This is a genomic window from Georgenia daeguensis (assembly GCF_039537705.1).
In the GTDB taxonomy this organism is placed as follows: domain Bacteria; phylum Actinomycetota; class Actinomycetes; order Actinomycetales; family Actinomycetaceae; genus Georgenia; species Georgenia daeguensis.
In genome coordinates this window covers 137,166-159,721 of the sequence record NZ_BAABBA010000002.1, presented here as the reverse complement: position 1 = coordinate 159,721, position 22,556 = coordinate 137,166, and the positions used below count along the sequence as shown (strand labels likewise).

Below are 22,556 nucleotides of genomic sequence, written 5' to 3'. Positions count from 1 at the left end.
GCCGGACGGTCCGCCGGACGGCACGCCCGCGTGGGCGGCAGCCGCTGCGTCAGACCACGGTGAGCGTGATGACGCTGCCGCGGGGGAGCATGGCCCCGGGCTCCGGGTCCTGCGCCCGCACCGTGCCGAAGAACCCGCCGAGCACCTCCTCGACCGCGACCTCGAACCCCGCCGCCGCCAGGGCGGACCGCGCCTCGCCGACCTGGCGGCCGACGACGTCGGGAACCGCGAAGAGCTCCGGGCCGAGGGACACGCGCAGGTCCACGGAGTCGCCGCGGTACAGCTGGGCCGAGCCGGCCGGCGGCGCCTGGGCGATGACCGCCCCCGCCGGCACGGTGTCGGAGTGCTCCTCGGTCACCTCGCCGGCCGCGAGGCCCGCCGACTCCAGCGCGGCGACGGCCTCCGCGCGCGCCAGGCCGGTGACGTCCGGCAGCTCGACCGGCTCACGGCCGGCGGAGACCACAAGGTCGATCGGGGTGTCGTGCGCGACCTGCTCGGCGGCCTCGGGGGAGGAGGAGATGACGGTGCCGGCCGGAACGCTGCCGTGGTACTGCTCGGTCGTGCTGCCGACCGGGAGACCCTCCGCCTCGACCGCCTCCGCGGCGGCGGCCGCCTCGAGGCCGGCGACGTCGGGCACGGTGAGCATGAGGATGCCGAGCGAGACTGACAGGCGCACCCGGCCGTCCTTGTGGACCTCGGCGCCAGGGCCGGGATCGGTGGAGATCACCCTCCCCGCCTCGACGTCGTCGTGATGGCTGCGGCTCACCACCGGCTCCAGGCCGGCGTCGCGGACCCGGGCGACGGCCGCGTCCTCCTCCAGGCCCACGACCTCGGGGGTCGCGACGGTGGCGCCGGGCCCGACCTGGAACCACCACAGGGCACCGGCACCCGTGACGAGCAGCAGCGCGAGCACCAGGGCCAGCACGCGCGGCCAGGCCCGCCGTCGCCGGGCGGGGCGCGCGGGGGCGGGCTCCTCGCGCCGGATGGCCCCGATAGGAAGTGCGATGGTCCCGTTCGGCTCGTGGAGCTCGGTCGCGGTGGTCGGGTGGCCGTCCGACGGCGGGGCGTCGGCGCGCGAGCTGCCCGGGGAGGGCTGCGGTGCGGCCGGGACGGCGGCGGCGCGACCGGTGCCCGCGCGGCGGGCCAGGGTGGCCCCGTCCAGGGCGTGGGTGCACCGTCGCACGAGGGCGAGCGCCGCCCCGCCGTCCTCCGGCCGCTCGTCGAGCTCGCGTGCCGTGAGGGCGGCGACGAGCTCGTCGACCTCCTTCGGCAGCCAGGGGACGAGGGCGGACGGCGCGGGGACACGACCGTTGACGTGCTGGAACGCGACCTGGATCGGCGCCTCGCCGGCGAACGGCTGGCGCCCGGTGACCAGCTCGTAGAGCAGGACGCCCACGGCGTACACGTCCGCGCGCGGGTCGGCCCGTCCGGCGGTGACGATCTCGGGCGCGAGGTAGGCCACCGTGCCGAGGACCGTGCCGGTGCTCGCCGCGGTGGCCTCCGTGACGGCGCGCGCGAGACCGAAGTCGGCCACCTTCGCACGTCCGTCGAGGGTCAGGAGGACGTTCTCGGGCTTGATGTCCCGGTGCACCAGTCCGGCGCGGTGGGCGCAGGCGAGCGCGTCCAGCACCTGACCGGTGAGCGCGAGCGCCTCGCCCAGCGGCAGCGCCCCCCGCTCGCGGAGCACCGTGCGCAGGTTCGGGCCCTCGACGAACTCCATCGTCAGGTAGCTTGCCTCGCCGGCCAGGCCCTGGTCGTGGACCGAGACGATGCCCGGGTGCGCGAGCCGGGCCGCCGCCTGCGCCTCCCGGCGGAACCGGGCGACGAAGTCCGGGCTCTCCGCCAGGTGCGCGTGCATCACCTTGACCGCGACGGTGCGGTCGAGCCGACGGTCGGTGGCCCGGTAGACGGTCGCCATCCCGCCGCGCGCGACGCGTGCGGTCACCTCGTACCGGTCGTCGACCAGGTGGCCGATCATCGGGTCGAGAGTCGTGGCGTCCACGTCGCGAGCGTAACCGCCGCACCACGCCGCCAGCGTGCGGCATGCCGAAGGTCACACAGCTCCGTCGTGGCCTCCCGGCAGGGAGCGGCGTCGGGCGGGGACAGGGCCGACACGGTGCGCCGGCCGGACATGACGACGGCCGGGCCCCGTGGCCCGGCCGTCGTCATGAGCGGATCTCAGAACCGGTTCATGTGCGCCTTGACGGCCGCGACGTACATCTTAGTGTCCGCGAACATGCCGTTGCGCTTGACCGAGGCCGCGCCCTGGTAGTAGCCGGCGATGCCGGTCTCGAGGTCCGGCGCGGTGCGCTGGAGCTGACGGATGATCGCCACGCCGGCCACCACGTTGTCGTAGGGGTCGAGCAGGTTCAGCCGGCGGCCGACGAGGTCGGAGGCCCACTCGCCGGAGGACGGGATGACCTGCATCGTCCCGATGGCGTTGGCGGGGGAGACCGAGGCGTGGTTGAACCCCGACTCCTGGTAGGCGTGGGCCTGGGCGAGCGCGGGGTCGACGCCCATCTGCCGTGCCACCTGGGCCACCGTGGCCTGCATCTGCGCGCGCGAGGGCACGCCGGTGGCCAGCAGCGTGGCCTTGTTGGCGTTGGCGGAGGCGACGGTGGCGTCCGGGTAGGTGCGCCCGAGGAAGCTGTTCGGCACCAGCGGCGTGGTGGCCGGCGCGGCGGGCGTGGCGGCCGTGCCCGGGACCTTGAGCTTCTGCCCGACGTAGATGAGCCCGCGGGCGTCGAGCTTGTTGGTCTGGACGACGGCGGAGACGGTGGTGCCCCACTGCTTCGCCAGCACGGAGACGGTGTCGCCCGCCCGGACGGTGTAGGTGCCGGAGGTCGTGGCCGGCGCCGGGGCGCTCGAGGGAGCGGCGCCGGCGGCGCCCGAGACCACGAGCTTCTGGCCGGCGTAGATGAGGCCCGACGGGCGGAGGTTGTTCGCCGCGATGATGGCGCGGACGGTCGTGCCGTACTTCTTGGCCAGGCCCGAGACGGTCTCGCCGGCGCGCACGGTGTGCGTCCCGCCGGTCGTGACGGCCGGCGTGGTCCGGGTGGGCACGGAGGTCGCCGTCGGGGCGGCGGAGGCGGGGAGCGAGGCCGTGCCGGAGACGGCGAGCTTCTGGCCGACGTAGATGCGGTGCGCCGAGTCGAGCTTGTTGGCCTGGACGAGGGCGGCGACCGTGGTGCCGTACCGCTGGGCCAGGACGGAGAGCGTGTCGCCGGCCGTCACGGTGTGGGTGACGGCGGGGCGCGCGGCCGCGCGCGAGGCCGCCGTGGTCGCCGGCCGGGCGTCGGAGGCCGAGGCGGCGGAGGGGATCTTGAGCATCTGGCCGACGCGGATGAGCGCACGGGAGTCGAGGTTGTTCGCCCGCACGATCGCACTGACGGAGGAGCCGGTGCGGGCGGCGATGTGGGAGACCGTGTCACCGGCCTGGACCCGGTAGGTCATGGTCGGTGTGGCCGCGGGCGCCTGCGGTGCGAGGGCGGTGGCGCCGAGGGTGGCGCTGTGCAGGCTGGCGGGCGGCTGGGCGGGCGCGGCCTGGGCCGTCGCGGCGGGGACGGCGACGCCCACGGCGGTCGTCGCGGCCAGGGCCAGACCGATACCGGCCCGTCCCGCCTGGGTGCGGGCAGTGGTCCGAGAGCTGTTCTCGACCTTCGACATCGATCCTCCAACGGGGTCGTGCACAGGGGGCCGGCTCAGAGACACGACCGCTCGTGTAACGGACGTGACTCGTGTTGTCGGTGATACCAACGTGACTAATGAAACCAGTGTGACAGTAGCGACTGTAGGTGCGTGTCGACAACCGATTGTCCGAAACGGTCCTCTAAGATTCCTCCGTGACCGACGCGCCCGAGGACCCCACCCGCTGGTACTCCCTGCCCGAGGTGGCGGAAATGCTCGGTCTCCGCCTCCGCGACGTCCGCTCCCTGCTGCGGGAGCACCGTCTGCTCGCGGTGCCGCACGGGCCGAACGGCGCCCGCTCGGTGCCCGGTGAGCTGCTGCTGGGGCCCGACGACGTCGACGGCCCGGGGCCGCTGCCCGCGCTGCGCGGCACGCTGATCCTGCTCGCTGACGCCGGCTACGACGCCGAGGAGTCCTTCCGCTGGCTCTTCACGCCGCACGCCGAGCTCGAGGCGACGCCGATCGCCGCGCTGCGCGCCCGGCGCACCCACGCGGTGCGGCGGGTCGCCCAGACGCTCGCCTTCTGACGGGCGGCCGGGACGCGCGTCCCGGCCCGGCGGCAGCGACGCAGCGCCGCGGACCGGACCGCCCGGATCAGGCGGCGCGGCGGGTGAGCGCCGCCGCGAGCTCCCGCAGCAGGGCGTCGGCCCGCCGCGGCAACGCCGCCGTAGCCAGGGCGACCAGACCGGCCTGGTAACGCGCCTCGATCATGCGCTCGTGCTCCTCCACCGCACCGGTCGCACGCATGACCCGCTGAAGGGCGGCCACGTCGTCGCCGGTGAGGTCCGCCGCGCCCACCCGGTCCCGGAGCAACGCGCGGTCGTCCGCGCCCGCCCGGCGCACGGTCATCGCGAGCAGGGCCGTGCGCTTGCCCTCGCGCAGGTCGTCGCCCGCCGGTTTGCCGGTTGTCGACGGGTCGCCGAAGACGCCCAGCTCGTCGTCACGGAGCTGGAACGCCTCGCCCAGCGGCAGCCCGACGGCGGACAGCGCGGCGAGCAGATCGTCGTCCGCACCCGCGAGCGCGGCACCCACCAGCAGCGGGTGCTCCACCGAGTACCGCGCCGACTTGTGCCGGACCACCTGCAGGGCCCGCGCCAGCGCAGCGTCGCCGTCGTCCTCCCACGGCTGGGCCTGGGACCGGACGTCCAGGTACTGGCCGAGGGCCACCTCGGCGGTCATCGCGTCGTAGGTCCGCCGCGCCCGGCCCCCGGCCGCGGGTCCGACCGCCGCCTGCGCCTCGTCCATCTCCATGGACGACAGCGACAGCAGGAGGTCGCCGAGAACGATGGCGGACGCCTGACCGTAGTCGTCGGCGTCGCCGAGCCAGTCCCGCTCGGCGTGCTCGAGGGCGAACCTGCGGTGCGCTGAGGGCATGCCGCGCCGGGTCTGCGAGGCGTCCATGACGTCGTCGTGCACGAGTGCGGCACCCTGGAAGAGCTCGAGCGCGCTGCCCGCGAGGACCACGGGCCCCCCCAGCGAGGCGTCCGGGGCGGCCGCGGCCCAGCCCGCCCCGCACAGCAGCGCCCGGAGCCGCTTGCCGCCACCGAGCAGGGACCTGGCGGGCGCCAGGAAGTCGGTCAGCGGCGCGCCCACGTGCGCGAGGTGCGCGGTGCGGTCGTCCAGGGCGGTGAGGACCCGCTCGGCGACGGCCTCGCGGAGGTCGGACAGGGCGGTGCTGTGCATGACCCGACCCTATGCGCCCCGCGACCCCCACCGTCCACATCGCAGACCCTGACCCGTCCACAGCGCGGCGCGTCCGTCCACCCGACCGCCGCTGTGCACAGCCGGCGGCGGCCGCGGCGTCCGTGCACAGGCGCGGCGCGGGCACCAGGAGTTCCGCGGCTGGATGGACCCATGACCACCACAGAGACCATCCGACTGTCCCAGCCCCGCGACCTCATCGCCCTCATCCCGTACCGGCTGGGCTTCCACCCCGCCGAGTCCGCCGTTCTCGTGGCCGTGAGCGTCACCCCGGACGGCCGGAAGGAGGTCGGCCTGGTGGCGCGCATGGACCTCGCCGACCTCGCGTCCCCGCTCAGCGGCGGCGAGGCGGCGGCGGTCCTGGCTGGCCACGTCGCCGCCCAGCAGCCCGAGGACCTCCACCTCGTCCTGTACACGAAGGAGGAGGACGACCGGGTGCTCCACGACGTCGTGGACCATCTCGCCGACGCCCTGGACGAGGCCCTGTGGCCGCTGGCGCCCGATCTCGACCCGTGGCGGGTGGGGCCGCGTGGCTGGGGCCATCTCGACACCTGCGACTGCTGCCCGCCGGCCGGCCATCCGCTCGAGCTGCTGACCGCGTCCCCGGCGGCGGCGGCGATGGTGACGGCGGGACGCGCCGCTGCGGGGGACCGGTCGCAGCTCGCGGTCGTGCGCACCCGCGACGGCGACGCGCTGGCCACCGCCTTCGCAGCTGCCGAGGCGGAGCGCGAGCGACTCCGCGAGGTGCGCCGGGCCTGCGGCGGCGCACCGCTCGTGCGCGGCGCCGCGTTCGGCGTCCCCGGTGCCCGGCCCGCCCGCGACCAGGAGCCGCTGCGGCGCTGGCGGGAGCAGGGCGCCCGGTTGTGGGACGCCGCGGTCGCGACCGGTCCGGGTCAACGGTCGCGCACGGCCCCCGAGGTGCTGGGCCGGCTGCTCGTCGTGCTCGGCGACAAGGTCGTGAGGGACGCCGTGGTGGCCGCCACGATGGAGGCGGCCGAGGGGCGCACGGGCGACTACCTCGATCCCGGGACGGTGGTCCGGGCCTTCGAGACCGAGGTGGCGCCGGACGCCGAGATGGTCGGCCGGGCGACGGCGCTCGCCCAGACCGTGGCCGCCCATGCCGAGCCCGGTGGGGGCGGCCCGGCCCTGGGTGCTCTGGCGTACCTGGCCTGGTGGGGCAACGAGGGGGCCCGCGCCGACGTGGTCGCGCGGCAGGCGCTGCAGGAGGAGCCGGGCCACCGCCTGGCGGAGCTGGTGGTGGCGGCGCTGGAGGCGGGTATGCCGCCGGCGTGGGTGCGGACACCGTGACGGTGTCGCCGTCCGTGCCCGCCGTGCGTGAGGTGCTCGTGACCGCGGTGTTTCGGGTAACGTCCCGGGCACGGTCCACGGGGCCGCCCGGCAGGCGGCAGGAACGGAGCAGGCATGACGATCGTCGTGGGGTACGTGACCACGCAGGAGGGAGCGGCGGCGCTGGACGCCGCCGTGGCGGAGGCGCGACGGCGCGACTCCCGGCTCATCGTGGTGCTCGCGCGTCGCTCGCGCGGCGACGACCCGTCGCTGCTGGAGGCCGAGGCCGACGCCGTGCGTGACCTGCTCGACGACGCGGACATCGCCTACGACATCCGCCAGCTCCGGCGGTCCGACGACGTCGCGCAGTCCCTCGTCGCCACGGCGGAGGAGGTCGAGGCGGAGCTGATCGTCATCGGGCTGCGCCGCCGCTCCCCGGTGGGCAAGCTCGTGCTCGGGTCGAACGCGCAGCGCATCCTGCTCGACGCCCCCTGCCCCGTGCTGGCCGTCAAGCCCGTCCCCGCCGCGTCCTGACCGCGGCGCGGCCGCGACCGCGTTCCCGGCACCGCCGGTGGTAGCGTGCACCCCGCGCGGCGGGTGATCCTCCGACGCCACCCAGAACTGGATATCGGGCCGTCAGCAGTCGGCACGGGAGAGCCGTCGCCCCCGCGACGCACCGAAGGAGCAACCGCCCCGGCAATCTCTCAGGTCCCCGCACCGTGTCGATCAGGCCACTCTGGAAAGAAGTCCACGCGTCCACGGGCTCACCCATGGTGAAAGGGCCGCCGTCCGGCGCCCGAAACTCTCAGGTACCAGCACAGAGGGGGAGCCGATCGACGTGCGCGCCCGCGCACGCGTCCGACGACCCGACGGAGCTCCCCGCATGACCACCGACCTCCTGCGCACCCCGCTCTACGCCGTGCACCGCGACGCCGGCGCCGCGATGACCCCGTTCGCCGGCTGGGAGATGCCCCTGCGCTACACCTCCGACCTCGCCGAGCACGCCGCGGTCCGCGAGCGCGCCGGCCTGTTCGACCTCTCGCACATGGCGCAGATCGAGGTGTCCGGACCGGGGGCCGCGGACGCGCTGGACCACGCGCTGGTCTCCCGCAGCTCCACCCTCGCCGTCGGCAGGGCGCGCTACACGATGATGGTCGCCCCGGACGGCGGCGTGGTCGACGACCTCATCGTCTACCGCCTGGCGGAGACCGAGTTCCTGGTCGTCGCCAACGCAGCCAACCGGACCGTGGTGCTGGACGAGCTCACCGTGCGGTCCGGCGCCGACGTGCACGTCGCCGACCGCACCGAGGCCCGGGCGCTGGTGGCGCTGCAGGGCCCGGTCTCGACCGAGGTGCTCGCGGGACTCACCGACACGGATCTGGCCGCCCTGAGGTACTACGCCTCGGTCCGCGCCGAGGTCGCCGGCGTCCCCGTGCTGCTCGCCCGCACCGGCTACACCGGCGAGGTCGGTTTCGAGCTGTCCGTGCCCGCCGCCTCCGCCGTGCCGCTGTGGTCGGCGCTGCTCGAGGCCGGTGCCGGGTCGGGCGTCGTGCCGTGCGGGCTCGCCTGCCGGGACACGCTGCGGCTCGAGGCGGGCATGCCCCTGTACGGGCACGAGCTCAGCCGCGACGTCACGCCCTACGAGGCGAACCTGGGCCGGGTGGTCGACCTCGAGCACGACTTCGTCGGCAAGGACGCCCTCGCCGACCGGGCTCAGCACCCCAGCGGGACGGTGCTCGTGGGGCTCGCCGGCGAGGGCCGCCGCGCCGCCCGCGCCGGCAGCACCGTGCTCGACGGCGACGGCGCGATCGGCGCCGTCACCTCCGGCGTCCTGTCGCCGACCCTGGGCCACCCCGTCGCGATGGCGCTCGTCGACCGCGACAGGGCCGCCGTGGGCACCCGCCTCGAGGTGGACGTGCGCGGCAGGCGCCAGCCCGTGACCGTGGTCGACCTGCCCTTCTACCGCCGCCCTCGCTGACCGCGACGGCCCGCCCTCGCGGCGAGAGCCGCAGCACCCAGACCCCACACCCTGCCAGGCAAGTCCCACCGAATGGAGCGACCGTGAGCTACCCCGACGACCGCCAGTACACCGCCGACCACGAGTGGATCGCCGTCGACGGCGACACCGCACGGGTGGGCATCACCGCCTACGCGGCCGAGGCGCTGGGCGACGTGGTCTACCTCGACCTGCCGGAGGTGGGCTCGACCCTGACGGCGGGGGAGACGTGCGGCGAGATCGAGTCCACCAAGTCGGTCTCCGACCTCATCGCCCCGGCCGACGGCGAGGTGACCTCGGTCAACCAGGAGGCCGTCGACGCCCCCGAGACCGTCAACGCCGACCCGTACGAGCAGGGCTGGCTGTACACCCTGCGCGTGACCGAGCTGCCGGAGAACCTGCTGGACGCCGCCGGGTACGGCGCGCTGGTCGAGGGGCAGGGCGCGTGAGGGAGTTCTCCGACCGCCACATCGGGACGGACGCCGCCGCCCAGGAGCAGATGCTCGCCGCCGTCGGTGTGCCCACGCTCGAGGAGCTCGTCTCCGCCGCCGTCCCCGACTCGATCCAGGACGGGTCGGCGCCCGCCGGCCTGCCCGGGGCCGCCTCCGAGCACGAGGTGCTCGCCCGCCTGCGCGGGATCGCGGCGCGCAACACCGTGCGCACCTCGATGATCGGGCAGGGCTACTACGACACGCTGACGCCGCCGGTCATCCAGCGCAACGTCCTGGAGAACCCCGCCTGGTACACCGCCTACACCCCGTACCAGCCGGAGATCTCCCAGGGTCGCCTCGAGGCGCTGCTGAACTTCCAGACCGTGGTCACTGACCTCACCGGGCTGGACGTCGCCGGGGCGTCGATGCTCGACGAGGCCACCGCCGCCGCCGAGGCGATGCTCCTCGCGCGGCGTGCGACCAAGCACAAGGGCGACCGCTTCGTCGTCGACGCCGACACCTTTGCCCAGACCCGTGCGGTGCTCGAGACCCGGGCCGCCCCGCTGGGCATCGAGCTCGTCGTCGCGGACCTCGGCGAGGGCCTGGACGGGACGGATCTCGACGGCGTCTTCGGCGTCCTCGTCCAGCTGCCGGGAGCGTCGGGCCGGGTCCTGGCCCGGTCCGTGCTCGAGCGCGCGGTGGGTGCGGCGCACGACGCCGGCGCGGTGGTGATCATGGCCGCCGACCTGCTGGCGGCGACGCTGGTCACCCCGGCCGGCGAGCTGGGCGCGGACATCGCGGTCGGCTCGACCCAGCGCTTCGGGGTGCCGCTGGGCTTCGGCGGGCCCCACGCGGGGTACCTCAGCGTGCGCAAGGGCCTGGAGCGTCAGCTCCCCGGCCGCCTCGTCGGCGTCTCCCGCGACGTCGACGGCGCACCCGCGCTCCGGCTCGCGCTGCAGACCCGCGAGCAGCACATCCGCCGCGAGAAGGCCACCTCCAACATCTGCACCGCCCAGGTGCTGCTGGCCGTCATGGCTTCCATGTACGCCGTCTACCACGGGCCCGACGGCCTCCGGGAGATCGCCGAGGCAGTGCACACCCGCACCCGGGCCCTGGCGGCCGGGCTGCGGCAGGCCGGCGTGCGGCTGAGCCACGAGCACTACTTCGACACCCTCGAGCTCGTGGTGCCCGGCCGGGCCGACGCCGTGCGCCGGGCCGCGCTGGAGGAGAACATCACCGTCTGGGTGCAGGACGCCGACCGGGTGCGCGTCTCCGTCGACGAGGCCACCGGCGACGAGGACGTGGCCGCGCTCGCCGCGGCTGTCGCGCGCGCCGCGGACGCGGCCGCCGACGGTGCCGTGGACCCCGTCGGGCCGGGGGGCCCTCGGGCTTCGGCGGCGGTGGCGGAGTCGGTGGAGGTCGCGCTGCCCGCGGACATGACCCGCACGAGCGAGTACCTGACCCATCCGGTGTTCTCCACGTACCGCACCGAGACGGCGATGATGCGCTACCTGCGCCGGCTCTCGGACAAGGACTACGCCCTCGACCGGGGCATGATCCCGCTCGGCTCGTGCACGATGAAGCTCAACGCCGCCGCGGAGATGGCGGCGATCAGCTGGCCCGGGTTCGCCCGCATCCACCCGTTCGCCCCCGCCGAGGACGTGGCCGGCTACCTGCAGCTGATCCACGACCTGGAGGGCTGGCTCGCCGCCGCCACCGGCTACGACGCCGTCAGCCTCCAGCCCAACGCCGGCTCGCAGGGCGAGCTTGCCGGGCTGCTGGCCATCAAGGGCTACCACGAGTCCCGGGGGGAGACGGCACGCGACGTGTGCCTCATCCCGGCCTCGGCGCACGGCACCAACGCGGCCTCCGCGGTCCTGGCGGGGATGCGCGTGGTGGTCGTGGCCACCGACGAGGGCGGCAACGTCGACCTGGCGGACCTGCGCGCCAAGGTCGAGGAGCACGCCGAGCGGCTGGCCTGCATCATGATCACCTACCCCTCCACCCACGGCGTTTACGAGGAGCAGGTCCGCGAGGTCTGCGAGGCGGTGCACGCCGCCGGCGGTCAGGTCTACATCGACGGGGCGAACCTCAACGCGCTCGTCGGGCACGCGCGGCCGGGCGTCTTCGGGGGCGACGTCTCGCACCTGAACCTGCACAAGACCTTCTGCATCCCGCACGGCGGCGGTGGCCCCGGCGTCGGTCCGGTGGCCGCGCGGGCCCACCTGGCGCCGTTCCTGCCCGGGCACCCGCTCGCCCAGGACGGCGAGAGGCGCTCCGGCGCCGTCTCGGCCGCGCCGTACGGCTCGCCCTCGATCCTGCCGATCAGCTGGGCGTACGTGGCGCTCATGGGTGGGGAAGGGCTGCGGCGCGCGACCGGCGCGGCGGTCCTGGCCGCGAACTACGTCGCCGCACGACTCGAGGACCACTACCCGGTGCTCTACCGCGGCGAGAGCGGGCACGTGGCGCACGAGTGCATCCTCGACCTGCGGCCGCTGCGTGCGGCCACCGGCATCACCGTCGACGACGTCGCCAAGCGGCTGATCGACTACGGCTTCCACGCGCCCACCATGAGCTTCCCGGTGGCCGGGACCCTCATGGTCGAGCCGACGGAGAGTGAGGACCTCGCGGAGCTCGACCGGTTCTGCGCGGCGATGGTCGCGATCCACGCAGAGGCGCAGCAGGTGGGGTCCGGGGCCTGGCCGCGGGAGGACAACCCGCTGGTCAACGCCCCGCACACGGCGGAGATGCTGACGGGGGAGTGGGACCACCCCTACACCCGCGCGGAGGCCGTGTACCCCCTGCCCTCGCTGGTGGAGGGGAAGTACTGGCCGCCCGTGCGGCGCGTGGACGGTGCCTACGGCGACCGGCACCTGGTGTGCGCGTGCCAGCCGGTCGAGGCGTACGGGACGGTCTCCTGACCCGTGCCTGACGGACGAGGCCCGCGCGCTCCGGCGTGCGGGCCTCGTCACGTCCGCGAGAGGGCGCGGCCGTCCGGGCACGTGGGGTGGGGGGATCGTGCTGCTACAGGCGTGGTGGTGCCTTGGTGAGCGTCCGGGCACGTGGTGGTGCGGGCGGCTGCGCCCAGGTGCGTGGTGGTGCCGAGACCGGGGTGGTGGTGCCGAGACCGTGCCGGGCATAGAAGGACGCGCTCCGGCGTTGACGTGAGGTGACGAGCAGCAGCGCTCGCCGGGATCAGGTGTTACCACGACCGCGTTCCGGGTGCCGGGCGGGCCACCTGAGGCTATAATTATAGGGTTGCGACGGTCTGAACGGATCGATCGTCGGCCCCCGCACCCCGCCGAAAGGTATTTCGTGACGTCCTCCTCTGCCTCCAAGACCACCTCCGCCCCCGCGGACCAGCCCACTGAGGCCTCGGTGGAGCAGGCTGCGCACGCCCCCGAGGCCCCGGCGCGGAAGACGGCGACGTCGAAGGCGCCCGCGCGCACGACCAAGGCCACGGCCAAGAAGGCGCCGGCCGCCGCGAAGCCTGCCGCCGCGAAGGCGAGCTCGCGCACCAAGAACGGCGCCCTGAAGGCCGTGCCGGACGTCGAGGACCCCCAGACCCCCGACAAGGACGAGGACGAGGCGGCCGCCGAGGCCGCCGCCGGCGAGACCGGCTTCGTCGTCTCGGACGCCGACGACGACGACGCGCCGGTCCAGCAGGTCGTCACGGCCGGGGCCACCGCGGACCCGGTGAAGGACTACCTCAAGCAGATCGGCAAGGTCGCGCTCCTCAACGCCGAGCAGGAGGTCGAGCTCGCCAAGCGCATCGAGGCCGGCCTGTTCGCCGAGGAGAAGCTGGCGACCGAGGCCGACAGCCTCGCGCCCAAGCTCCGCCGCGAGCTGCAGTGGATCGCCAACGACGGGCACCTGGCCAAGAACCACCTGCTCGAGGCCAACCTGCGCCTCGTGGTCTCCCTCGCCAAGCGCTACACGGGCCGCGGCATGCTGTTCCTGGACCTCATCCAGGAGGGCAACCTCGGTCTGATCCGCGCGGTGGAGAAGTTCGACTACACCAAGGGCTACAAGTTCTCCACCTACGCCACGTGGTGGATCCGCCAGGCCATCACCCGCGCCATGGCCGACCAGGCCCGCACCATCCGCATCCCGGTGCACATGGTCGAGGTCATCAACAAGCTGGCCCGCGTCCAGCGGCAGATGCTCCAGGACCTGGGCCGCGAGCCCACCCCGGAGGAGCTGGCCAAGGAGCTGGACATGACGCCCGAGAAGGTCGTCGAGGTCCAGAAGTACGGGCGCGAGCCGATCTCCCTGCACACCCCGCTCGGCGAGGACGGCGACAGCGAGTTCGGCGACCTCATCGAGGACTCGGAGGCGGTCGTGCCGGCCGACGCGGTGAGCTTCACCCTCCTGCAGGAGCAGCTCCACGCGGTCCTCGACACCCTGTCCGAGCGCGAGGCCGGCGTGGTGTCGATGCGGTTCGGCCTCACCGACGGGCAGCCGAAGACGCTCGACGAGATCGGCAAGGTCTATGGCGTCACCCGCGAGCGGATCCGCCAGATCGAGTCCAAGACCATGTCCAAGCTGCGCCACCCCAGCCGGTCCCAGGTCCTGCGCGACTACCTGGACTGACAGCGACACCCCCGGGGCCCGCACCGTCGTCCGACGGTGCGGGCCTCGGGCGTTCCCGGGAAAGCGCGTGCGCGATCATGACGTTCCTGCTCGATGTGCGCCGTCGCGGCCGGATATTGCCGTGAGCGGTCCGTGCCCGCGCGCCTAGGGTTCCGTCCATGACGACGACGCCGCCTCTCGCCCCGCCGCGCACGACCGGGCTCACGTGGCGCCCCCTGACCGTCGAGGACGTGCCGGCCTGGCACGGCCTCGTGCGCGCCGTCGAGGACTTCGACGACACCGCCGAGCGGAACACTCCCGACGACCTCGTCGACGCGCTGACCGACGGCAGCTGGAAGGACCCCGCCGCCGACACGGTGGTCGCCCTCGACGCGGACGGGGTCCCCCGGGCGTTCGGCGTCGTCGAGGTCCGCCCCGGGGACACCCGCAGCGTGCGGGCCTTCTGCTGGGGCGGGGTCCATCCGGGGTGGCGGGGTCGCGGCGTGGGCCGCGAGCTCCTGCGCTGGCAGGAGGAACGAGCCCGGCAGAAGACGGCCGCGGCCCGGCGAGACCTGCCCGCGTTCGCCCGGGTGCACACGGACGAGCACGTCACCGCTGCGCGCCGCCTCCTGGAACGCGCCGGCTTCCACGCCGAACGCTGGTTCGTGGACATGAGCAGGCCTCTCGACGGCGACCACCCCGTGCCCGAGGTCTCGCTCGACCCCGACCTGCGGCTGGTCCCGCTCGACGCGGTCGACGTCGAGGCCGTGCGGCTCGCCCACAACGAGGCGTTCGCCGGTCACTGGGGCAGCGAGCCACGTTCGGAGGAGGACTGGCGCCGCTCCGTCGTCGGATCCCGCTACCTCCGGGCCGACTGGAGCTTCGTCGTCCTCGACGGCGAGGAGGTCGCCGGGTACACGGTGGCGTCGGCCTACGAGCAGGACTGGGAGGTGCAGGGGTACACCTGCGGCTGGACGGACCTGCTCGGCGTGCGTCCGGCGTGGCGCCGCAGAGGCATCGCGCCGGCGCTGCTCGCCGCGTCGATGCGGGCCTTCGCGCGGTCGGGGATGGAGCGGGCCGACCTCGGCGTCGACACCGAGAACGGGAGCGGGGCGCTGGCGCTGTACACGCGCCTCGGGTACCGCCCGGACCGCAGGGGCATCGCGTACACGAAGGAGCTCTGACCGGCCCTCGCGGGCCTGACCAGCTACCACCTGCGCCAGCTCGTCAAGCGCGGTGCCGGCCCTACCGGGTCCGGCGCGCAGCACCGGGCCACCCGCCGCACGCGACGAGCGCACGGGCGCCGGCAGGGGCGCGAGCCCGCCGAGGCCCGCGCACCCCGCGTGTCCGCGCCCTCGGCCCATGAACGACGCGACGGCCGCCACCCGGTGGGTGACGGCCGTCGTGACGGGGGGTTCGGTCAGCTGACCGAGGTGCCCTCCTCGGCGTGGAGCCGGGCGGTCTCGTCGTGGATCTGCGTGGCGACCTTGCGCAGCGCCTCCTGGTGCTTGCGGGCGTGGTGGGCGCAGAAGAGCAGCTCACCGGTCGCCATCTGCACGCGCACGTAGGCCTGCGCGCCGCAGGCGTCGCAGCGGTCCTGAGCGGTCAGGGCGGGGATGTCGGTCGTTGCTGTCACACCAACATGTAACCATTCGGCGGCCAGATCCATCCCGCGGTGGTGCGGCGGTTCGCTCCCGGCGTAGCCGTTTGTGGCCGTCGCCACGCGACGCGCCGTGATCCGGCGCACGACTCGCGGGTCGGTGCACCGACCCGCGCCGCGGGAAACCTAGGATCGACGGGTGTCCACCGCCATCGCCACCGGATCCAGCTACACGGCTCGTCACCTCTCCGTGCTCGAGGGGCTCGAGGCCGTGCGCAAGCGACCCGGCATGTACATCGGGTCCACGGACTCCCGCGGGCTCATGCACTGCCTGTGGGAGATCATCGACAACGCGGTCGACGAGGCGCTCGAGGGCCACGCGAGCAAGATCGACATCATCCTGTACCCGGACAGCTCGGTGGAGGTGCGCGACGACGGTCGCGGGATCCCCGTCGACACGGTGGAGTCCCTCGGGCTGAGCGGCGTCGAGGTGGTCTTCACCAAGCTCCACGCCGGCGGAAAGTTCGGCGGCGGCTCGTACGCCGCCTCGGGCGGTCTGCACGGCGTGGGCGCCTCGGTCGTCAACGCGTTGTCCGCGCGGCTGGACGTCGAGGTCGACCGCGGCGGGAAGACCCACCGCATGACCTTCCACCGCGGCGAGCCCGGGGTCTACGACGACCGCAAGGGCGTCTCGCCCGAGTCGCCGTTCGAGCCCTTCACCGACGCCTCCGAGCTGACCGTGAGCGGCAAGGTCAAGCGCGGCGTGACCGGCACCCGGGTGCGGTACTGGGCCGACCGGCAGATCTTCCCCGTGTCCGCCGAGTTCTCCTACGAGGACCTCATCGAGCGCGCCCGGCAGACCTCGTTCCTGGTCCCCGGGCTGACGCTCACCGTGCGCGACGAGCGCCGTCGCCCCGGCACGCCGGGGGAGGACGGCCCGGTGGAGGAGGTCTTCCGGCACGACGGCGGGGTCGTCGACTTCGCCGACTTCCTCGCCACCGACACCTCCGTCACCGACACCTGGCGGCTGCAGGGCGAGGGCACCTTCTCCGAGACGGTCCAGCAGCTCGACGGCAAGGGGCACCTGCGGCCGGTCGAGGTGCAGCGGCGCTGCGAGGTCGAGATCGCGCTGCGCTGGGGCATCGGCTACGACACCACCGTGCGCTCCTTCGTCAACATCATCGCCACGCCCAAGGGCGGGACGCACCTGACCGGCTTCGAGCAGGGGCTGCTCAAGACCCTGCGCAAGCAGATAGAGACCAACGCCCGCCGGCTGAAGGTCACGGCCCGCGACGGGAAGGTCGAGAAGGACGACGTCCTGGCCGGCGTCACCGCCGTCGTCACGGTCCGCGTCCCCGAGCCGCAGTTCGAGGGGCAGACCAAGGAGGTCCTGGGCACGGCGCCGGTCCGGGCGATCGTCGCCAAGGTCGTCGAGACCGAGCTGACCGCGCTGCTGACCTCCCCGAAGCGGCACGAGAAGACACAGGCCGCCGCGCTGCTGGAGAAGGTCGTCGGCGAGATGCGTGCACGCGTGTCGGCGCGCCTCCAGAAGGAGATCTCCCGGCGCAAGAACGCCCTGGAGTCCTCCACGCTGCCCGCGAAGCTGGCCGACTGCCGCAGCGACGACATCGAGCGCTCCGAGCTGTTCATCGTCGAGGGGGACAGCGCGCTCGGCACCGCCAAGCTGGCCCGCTCCAGCGACTTCCAGGCGTTGCTGCCCATCCGCGGGAAGATCCTCAACGTCCAGAAGGCCTCGCCCGGGGACATCCTGAAGAACGCGGAGGTCGCCTCGATCATCCAGGTGATCGGGGCCGGGTCCGGCCGCACGTTCGACCTCGACGCGATCCGCTACGGCAAGATCGTGCTGATGACGGACGCCGACGTCGACGGCGCCCACATCCGGACCCTGCTGCTGACGCTCTTCTTCCGGTACATGCGCCCCCTGGTGGAGGCCGGGCGCGTCTACGCCGCCGTGCCGCCGCTGCACCGCGTCGAGATCGCCGGCTCGGGCGGGAAGAAGGGCGAGGTGATCTACACCTACGCCGAGGCGGAGCTGACGAACCTGCTGAAGAAGCTCGAGCGCACCGGCAAGCGGTACAAGGAGCCGATCCAGCGCTACAAGGGCCTGGGGGAGATGGACGCCCACCAGCTCGCCGAGACCACCATGGACCCGTCCCGGCGCACCCTGCGCCGCATCTCCATGGCGGACGAGGCGGCCCTCGTCGAGGCGGAGCGCGTGTTCGAGCTCCTCATGGGTAACGAGGTCGCCCCGCGCAAGGACTTCATCGTGGCGGGGGCGAACCACATCTCCGCGGACCGCATCGACGCCTGACGGCGACGGGCCCGGCCTGCCGACGGCAGCGGGCCAGCCGGCGCGACGGGCGGAGCCTCGCCCGGGGTGAACGAAGTCACCCGCCGCCTCCGGGTCGCGAAAGTGTCGCTCGGTAGGATCGGGCCATGTCCTCTCCCGCGAGCTCCCGGGTCCCGCTGTCCGAACGACTGCGCGCTCCAGAGGTGGCCGAGGTCCCAGGGCCGCACCACGGCCTGACCTGGCGCCACCTCGGTGCGGCGGACTCCGACGCCGTGCTCGACCTCGTGGCGCGCTGCGCCGTGGTGGACAAGCCGCTCGCGGCGCCGGGCCCCCTGCAGGTGGCCGACGCCTTCGACCCCGCCCACACCCAGGTCCGGGACTCGCTGGGTGGGTTCTCCTCCGACGGCGAGCTCCAGGCGATGGCGGTGGTCTACCTGCCTCCGGGGGACACGGACATCCTGCGCGCCTTCATCACCGCCACCATCGCCCCGAGCTGGCGCGGCCGCGGGATCGGCCGCGCCCTGCTCGACTGGCAGGACGCCCGGGCGCGGCAGCTGCTGGCGCAGGACGGCCGGGACCTGCCCGCCCGGATCGGCGCCTACGTCGACGAGCACCTGACCGACCGCCGTCGTCTCTACGTCGCCGCCGGTTTCAGCCCCAAGCGGGTGTTCCAGGAGATGCGGCGCCCCGTGAGCGCCCCGGTGCCCGACGCACCCCTGGCGGCGGGTCTCCGGATGGTGGACTGGACGCCCGACCTCGACGACGAGGTCCGGCACACCCACAACGAGGCCTTCGCCGACCACTGGGGCTCGCAGCCCCTCACGCCGGAGTCGTGGCGCCGCGTGCTGCGCGAGCTCGAGCCGCGCTGGTCCAAGATCGCCCTGGCCCGCACGGCCGACGGCGCCGAGGAGGTCGCGGGGTACGCGCTGACCTCCCGACACGAGCACGCCTGGGCCACCCTGGGCTTCTCGGAGGGCTACACCGAGTTCGTCGGCGTCCGGCGCGCCTACCGTGGCCGCGGCGTCGCCCGGAGCCTCCTGGCGGGCGTCATCAGGGCGCTCGCCGCGGACGGCATCGAGTCCGCGGGTCTCGACGTCGACACGATCAACCCTCCGGCGCCCACGGCTTCTACGAGCGCCTCGGCTACCAGCGCCAGGGCGCCCAGATCCTCTACACGATCGAGATATGACGCACACCCTGCCCCGGGACGTGGATCCCGGACGGGTCAGGACGTAGGGTCACGCTCGTGCCAGCCCCCCTCACCGAACCCGGCGACGCCGTGCGCCCGCCCGCGCAGGCGCCGCTGGCCGTGCGTGCGCAGGCGCCGTCCGAGCTGGCGCCGCCCCCGGACGCCGCCGGGGCGACGTGGCGGCCCGTGACGGCCGACGACGGCGCCGCCCTGGTCTCGCTCGTGACCCGGATCGAGAGCGTGGACAACCCGCCCTACCGCACCTCCCCGGAGGAGGTGCTGGAGTACTTCGACGCCAGCCACGACTGGAGCGCCCTCGGCGCGTGGGACGACGCGCAGCGGCTCGTGGCGTTCGGGTTCGTGCGGGTGCGGCGCGGCGACAGCACGCTGGTGCGGGCCTTCTGCTCCGGCGGCGTCGCGCCCGACCGTCGCGGCGAGGGCCTCGGCGGGGCCCTGCTCGACTGGCAGACCGGCCGCGCACGCCAGATGCTCGCCGAGTCCGGGCGGGACGCGCCGGGCCGCATCGTCGTGCACGTGGACGACGACATGGAGACCCTGGCCCGACAGCTGCGCCGCCGCGGTTTCGAGCCGCGCCGGTGGTACTCCCAGCTGCGCCGGGACCTCTCGCTGCCGATCCCGGACGTCCGGCTCGACCGCCCGCTCTCCGTGGAGCCGTGGTCGCCGGAGCTCGACGACGCCGTGCGCCGCGCGCACAACAAGGCGTTCGGCGAGCAGTGGGGCTCGCAGCCGCACACGCCGGAGACGTGGGCCCAGGAGTGGTCCCACCACGCGCCGTCGTGGAGCTTCGTGGCGCTGGACCGCTCGAGCGACCGCACCCAGGTGGCGGGCTACCTGATGTCGAGTCGCTACGAGCAGGACTGGCCCGCGCTGGGCTGGACCGAGGGGTACACCGAGATCCTCGGCGTGCTGCCCGACTGGCGCGGCCGGCACGTGGCCACGGCGTTGCTGACCCGTGCGATGCGCGCCTACGCCGACGACGGCATGCAGTACGCCGGTCTCGACGTCGACGCGGACAACCCGACCGGCGCCGACGTGCTGTTCATGAACCTCGGGTACGAGCGCACGCGCGGCTCGGCGATGTACACCGTCGAGATCTGACGGCCGCCCCTTCGTCTCGACCGGCCGCGAGAATGCCCTAGCTGCTCGTTTCCGGCTGGGAACGGGCAGTTAGGGCATTCTCGGCACATCGGGCACGGCCGACGGCGTGCCCGGCCGGGCGACCCGCTCTCGACGGCGTGCCCGGCCGGGCGGCGCGCGTCAGCCGATCGCGGCGACCGGGGCCGGCAGGGCCTGGCCGGAGCCGTCGCGCCGCTCGTCCGCCGCCGGCAGCGTCACCGACTGGCCGCCCGAGCCCACGGCGCGCGCCGGCTCGGGGCCCGCCCACGCGAGCTGCAGGACGTCCTCGCCCCGCAGGAAGCGGTGCGCACGGACCCCGCCGGTGGCCCGGCCCTTGGCCGGGTAGCGGTCGAGCGGGGTGACCTTCGCGCTGCCCGGCACGGTGCCGGGCAGCGCTCCGGCCGTGCCGGCGATCGTGACGACGACGGAGCCGGAGACGTCCTCCGCCGCGACGACCGCCAGGTGGACGAGGCTGGCGCCGTCCGCCAGGCGCATCCCGGCCACGCCGCGGCCCGTCCGCCCCTGCGCACGCACCGCGGCGGCGTCGAAGCGCAGCAGGTGCGCGTCGGAGGAGATGAGGACGAGCTTGTCCTCCTCGCCGGCGTGCCCGCAGCCGACAACCCGGTCGCCCTCCTGCAGGGTGATCACCTGCCAGCTGTCCCGGTTCCCCGGCCGGTCGCCGGTGACCCGCTTGATGACGCCCTGGGCGGTGGCGAGCACGAGCGGAGCGGCGTCGTCGTCGAGGCGCGCGAGCCCCACGGCCTCCTCGTCCCTCTCCAGGGTGAGGAGCTCGGTCAGCGGGACGCCGCCGGACAGGCTCGGCGCGGCGCCGCTGGGCGGCAGGCCGGGAGCGTCGAGGACGTCGAGGCGGACCACCCGCCCGGTGGAGGTGACCACGCCCACCTGGCCGCGCGTGGTGGCGGGCACGGCATGCGCGAGGGCGTCGTGAGACGAGCGGGGCCCCGAACGCAGGGGGGCGTCGCCGTCGGCCGTGCGGGCCAGCAGCCCGGTGCCCGAGAGGAGCACCCAGCACGGGGCGTCCGCGATCTCCAGCGGCGTGCCGGAGCCGCGCCCGGCGCCGCCCCGGGCGGCGGGGCCTGCGGCGGCCTGGGTGGCGGGGCCGCCGGCGTGCTCGAGGAGCACGGTGCGCCGCGGCGTGCCGAACTCACGGGCGACGGTGGCCAGCTCGTCGGAGACGACCTCGCGCAGACGGGAGTCGGAGTCGAGGATCTCGCGCAGCTCGGCCATCTGGCGGGCCAGGTCGTCGCGCTCGGCCTCGAGCTCGAGCCGGGAGAACTTGGTCAGACGGCGCAGCCGCAGGGCCAGGATGTAGTCGGCCTGGGCCTCGTCCAGGTCGAACACGGCCATCAGGCGTGCGCGGGCGGCCTCGGCGTCGTCGGAGGAGCGGATGACCGCGATGACCTCGTCGATGTCGGCGATCGCGACGAGCAGGCCGGCGACGAGGTGGGCGCGCTCGGTGGCGCGGGCCAGGCGGTGCGCGGTGCGCCGGCGCACCACGTCCAGCCGGTGGCCGACGTAGACCTCGATCAGCTCGCGCAGGCCGAGCGTGCGCGGCTGGCCGTCCACCAGGGCGACGTTGTTGATGCCGAAGGACTCCTCCATCGGCGTGTGCCGGTAGAGCTGCTCCAGCACCGCCTCGGGGTTGAACGTGTTCTTCACCTCGATGACCAGGCGCAGCCCGTGGTGGCGGTCGGTGAGGTTCTGCACGTTCGTGATGCCCTGGAGCTTGCGGGCGTTGACGGCCTCCTTGATCTTCTCGATCACCCGCTCCGCGCCCACCATGTACGGCAGCTCGGTGACGACGATGCCCTTCTTGCGCGCCGTGATGTTCTCCACGCGCGCCGTCGCCCGGGTGCGGAAGCTGCCGCGGCCGGTGGCGTAGGCCTCCCGCACGCCCTCCAGGCCGATGATCTTGCCGCCCTCGGGCAGGTCCGGGCCGGGGACGAACCGCATGAGGTCCTCGAGCGTGGCGTCCGGCCGCGCGATGAGGTGGCGCGCTGCGGCCACGACCTCGACGAGGTTGTGCGGCGGCATGTTCGTCGCCATGCCGACCGCGATGCCTGTCGCGCCGTTGACCAGGACGTTCGGGATCGCCGAGGGCAGCACCGAGGGCTGGGTGAGCTGGTTGTCGTAGTTCGGGACGAAGTCGACGGTGTCCTCGCCCAGGTCCGCCGTCATCGCCAGCGCGGCGGGGGCGAGGCGGGCCTCGGTGTACCGGGAGGCGGCGGGGCCGTCGTCCAGGGAGCCGAAGTTCCCGTGCCCGTCCACCAGCGGCAGCCGCAGCGCGAACGGCTGCGCCAGGCGGACCATCGCGTCGTAGATGGCGCTGTCCCCGTGCGGGTGGAGCTTGCCCATCACCTCGCCGACCACGCGCGCCGACTTCACGTGGCCGCGGTCGGGGCGCAGCCCCATCTGGTCCATCTGGAAGAGGATGCGGCGCTGGACCGGCTTGAGGCCGTCACGGGCGTCCGGCAGCGCGCGGGAGTAGATGACGGAGTACGCGTACTCCAGGAACGAGCCCTGCATCTCGGCGGAGACGTCGATGTCGACGATCTTCTCCGGTGGCATGGGGGCTTCGGGGGTCTTGCGAGGCATGGGGTCGATTGTCCCCGATCGGCGGGCCG

At 74.2% G+C, this 22,556-nt stretch carries 16 protein-coding genes and 2 riboswitches; of the genes, 11 read left to right on the top strand and 5 right to left on the bottom strand.

Going from position 1 to position 22,556, the window contains the following annotated elements; translation table 11 throughout:
- Nucleotides 1–49: 49 nt before the first annotated feature.
- Nucleotides 50–2,002: a Stk1 family PASTA domain-containing Ser/Thr kinase gene (gene pknB / locus ABD774_RS02425; protein WP_345037236.1), complete on the bottom strand. Its 1,953-nt coding sequence runs from the start codon at nucleotides 2,000–2,002 to the stop codon at nucleotides 50–52.
- Between the two features lie 176 nt (nucleotides 2,003–2,178).
- A complete protein-coding gene (locus ABD774_RS02420; RefSeq protein ID WP_345037234.1) occupies nucleotides 2,179–3,666 on the bottom strand; it encodes a LysM peptidoglycan-binding domain-containing protein in 1,488 nt (495 codons plus the stop codon).
- 176 nt (nucleotides 3,667–3,842) lie between these two features.
- Between ABD774_RS02420 and ABD774_RS02415 the strand changes: the two genes are divergently transcribed.
- Entirely contained in the window at nucleotides 3,843–4,214 is a 372-nt protein-coding gene (locus ABD774_RS02415) for an Rv2175c family DNA-binding protein (RefSeq protein ID WP_345037232.1), read from the top strand.
- Nucleotides 4,215–4,281: 67 nt separating this feature from the next.
- Here ABD774_RS02415 and ABD774_RS02410 read toward each other — a convergent pair whose 3' ends face one another.
- Nucleotides 4,282–5,370 (bottom strand): polyprenyl synthetase family protein, encoded by a 1,089-nt coding sequence (locus ABD774_RS02410; RefSeq protein ID WP_345037230.1) that lies wholly within the window; start codon nucleotides 5,368–5,370, stop codon nucleotides 4,282–4,284.
- 171 nt (nucleotides 5,371–5,541) lie between these two features.
- Here ABD774_RS02410 and ABD774_RS02405 point away from each other — a divergent pair, with 171 nt between their 5' ends.
- From ABD774_RS02405 to ABD774_RS02375, 7 genes are all read left to right on the top strand, one after another.
- Entirely contained in the window at nucleotides 5,542–6,696 is a 1,155-nt protein-coding gene (locus tag ABD774_RS02405; protein ID WP_345037227.1) for a DUF4192 domain-containing protein, read from the top strand.
- A gap of 114 nt (nucleotides 6,697–6,810) precedes the next feature.
- A complete protein-coding gene (locus tag ABD774_RS02400) occupies nucleotides 6,811–7,209 on the top strand; it encodes a universal stress protein (RefSeq protein ID WP_345037225.1) in 399 nt (132 codons plus the stop codon).
- Nucleotides 7,210–7,314: 105 nt separating this feature from the next.
- A riboswitch (glycine riboswitch) is annotated at nucleotides 7,315–7,405 on the top strand.
- Nucleotides 7,406–7,506, top strand: a riboswitch (glycine riboswitch).
- Nucleotides 7,507–7,558: 52 nt separating this feature from the next.
- Nucleotides 7,559–8,653: a glycine cleavage system aminomethyltransferase GcvT gene (gene gcvT, locus ABD774_RS02395; RefSeq protein ID WP_345037223.1), complete on the top strand. Its 1,095-nt coding sequence runs from the start codon at nucleotides 7,559–7,561 to the stop codon at nucleotides 8,651–8,653.
- An 83-nt stretch (nucleotides 8,654–8,736) separates the two neighbouring features.
- The gene (gene gcvH, locus ABD774_RS02390) at nucleotides 8,737–9,120 is read left to right on the top strand and encodes a glycine cleavage system protein GcvH (RefSeq protein WP_345037221.1); all 384 of its coding nucleotides are present in this window, start codon (nucleotides 8,737–8,739) and stop codon (nucleotides 9,118–9,120) included.
- A complete protein-coding gene (gcvP, locus tag ABD774_RS02385; RefSeq protein WP_345037219.1) occupies nucleotides 9,117–12,023 on the top strand; it encodes an aminomethyl-transferring glycine dehydrogenase in 2,907 nt (968 codons plus the stop codon). Before gcvH ends, gcvP begins: the two co-directional genes overlap by 4 nt.
- Nucleotides 12,024–12,417: 394 nt before the next feature.
- A complete protein-coding gene (locus ABD774_RS02380; protein ID WP_345037217.1) occupies nucleotides 12,418–13,695 on the top strand; it encodes an RNA polymerase sigma factor in 1,278 nt (425 codons plus the stop codon).
- Between the two features lie 158 nt (nucleotides 13,696–13,853).
- Nucleotides 13,854–14,858 (top strand): GNAT family N-acetyltransferase, encoded by a 1,005-nt coding sequence (locus ABD774_RS02375; protein WP_345037214.1) that lies wholly within the window; start codon nucleotides 13,854–13,856, stop codon nucleotides 14,856–14,858.
- Nucleotides 14,859–15,094: 236 nt separating this feature from the next.
- Here the strand turns inward: ABD774_RS02375 and ABD774_RS02370 are convergent, their stop codons facing one another.
- Nucleotides 15,095–15,343: a DUF7455 domain-containing protein gene (locus ABD774_RS02370; RefSeq protein ID WP_345037648.1), complete on the bottom strand. Its 249-nt coding sequence runs from the start codon at nucleotides 15,341–15,343 to the stop codon at nucleotides 15,095–15,097.
- A 130-nt stretch (nucleotides 15,344–15,473) separates the two neighbouring features.
- Between ABD774_RS02370 and ABD774_RS02365 the strand changes: the two genes are divergently transcribed.
- The 3 genes from ABD774_RS02365 (at nucleotide 15,474) to ABD774_RS02355 (ending at nucleotide 19,893) form a co-directional block, all read left to right on the top strand.
- A complete protein-coding gene (locus ABD774_RS02365) occupies nucleotides 15,474–17,606 on the top strand; it encodes a DNA gyrase/topoisomerase IV subunit B (protein ID WP_345037212.1) in 2,133 nt (710 codons plus the stop codon).
- A 125-nt stretch (nucleotides 17,607–17,731) separates the two neighbouring features.
- Nucleotides 17,732–18,964 (top strand): GNAT family N-acetyltransferase, encoded by a 1,233-nt coding sequence (locus tag ABD774_RS02360; RefSeq protein WP_345037209.1) that lies wholly within the window; start codon nucleotides 17,732–17,734, stop codon nucleotides 18,962–18,964.
- Nucleotides 18,961–19,893 (top strand): GNAT family N-acetyltransferase, encoded by a 933-nt coding sequence (locus tag ABD774_RS02355; RefSeq protein ID WP_345037207.1) that lies wholly within the window; start codon nucleotides 18,961–18,963, stop codon nucleotides 19,891–19,893. Before ABD774_RS02360 ends, ABD774_RS02355 begins: the two co-directional genes overlap by 4 nt.
- A gap of 159 nt (nucleotides 19,894–20,052) precedes the next feature.
- Here ABD774_RS02355 and ABD774_RS02350 read toward each other — a convergent pair whose 3' ends face one another.
- Nucleotides 20,053–22,527, bottom strand: a complete 2,475-nt coding sequence (locus tag ABD774_RS02350) for a DNA gyrase/topoisomerase IV subunit A (protein ID WP_345037205.1) — start codon at nucleotides 22,525–22,527, stop codon at nucleotides 20,053–20,055.
- Between the last annotated feature and the right edge of the window lie 29 nt (nucleotides 22,528–22,556).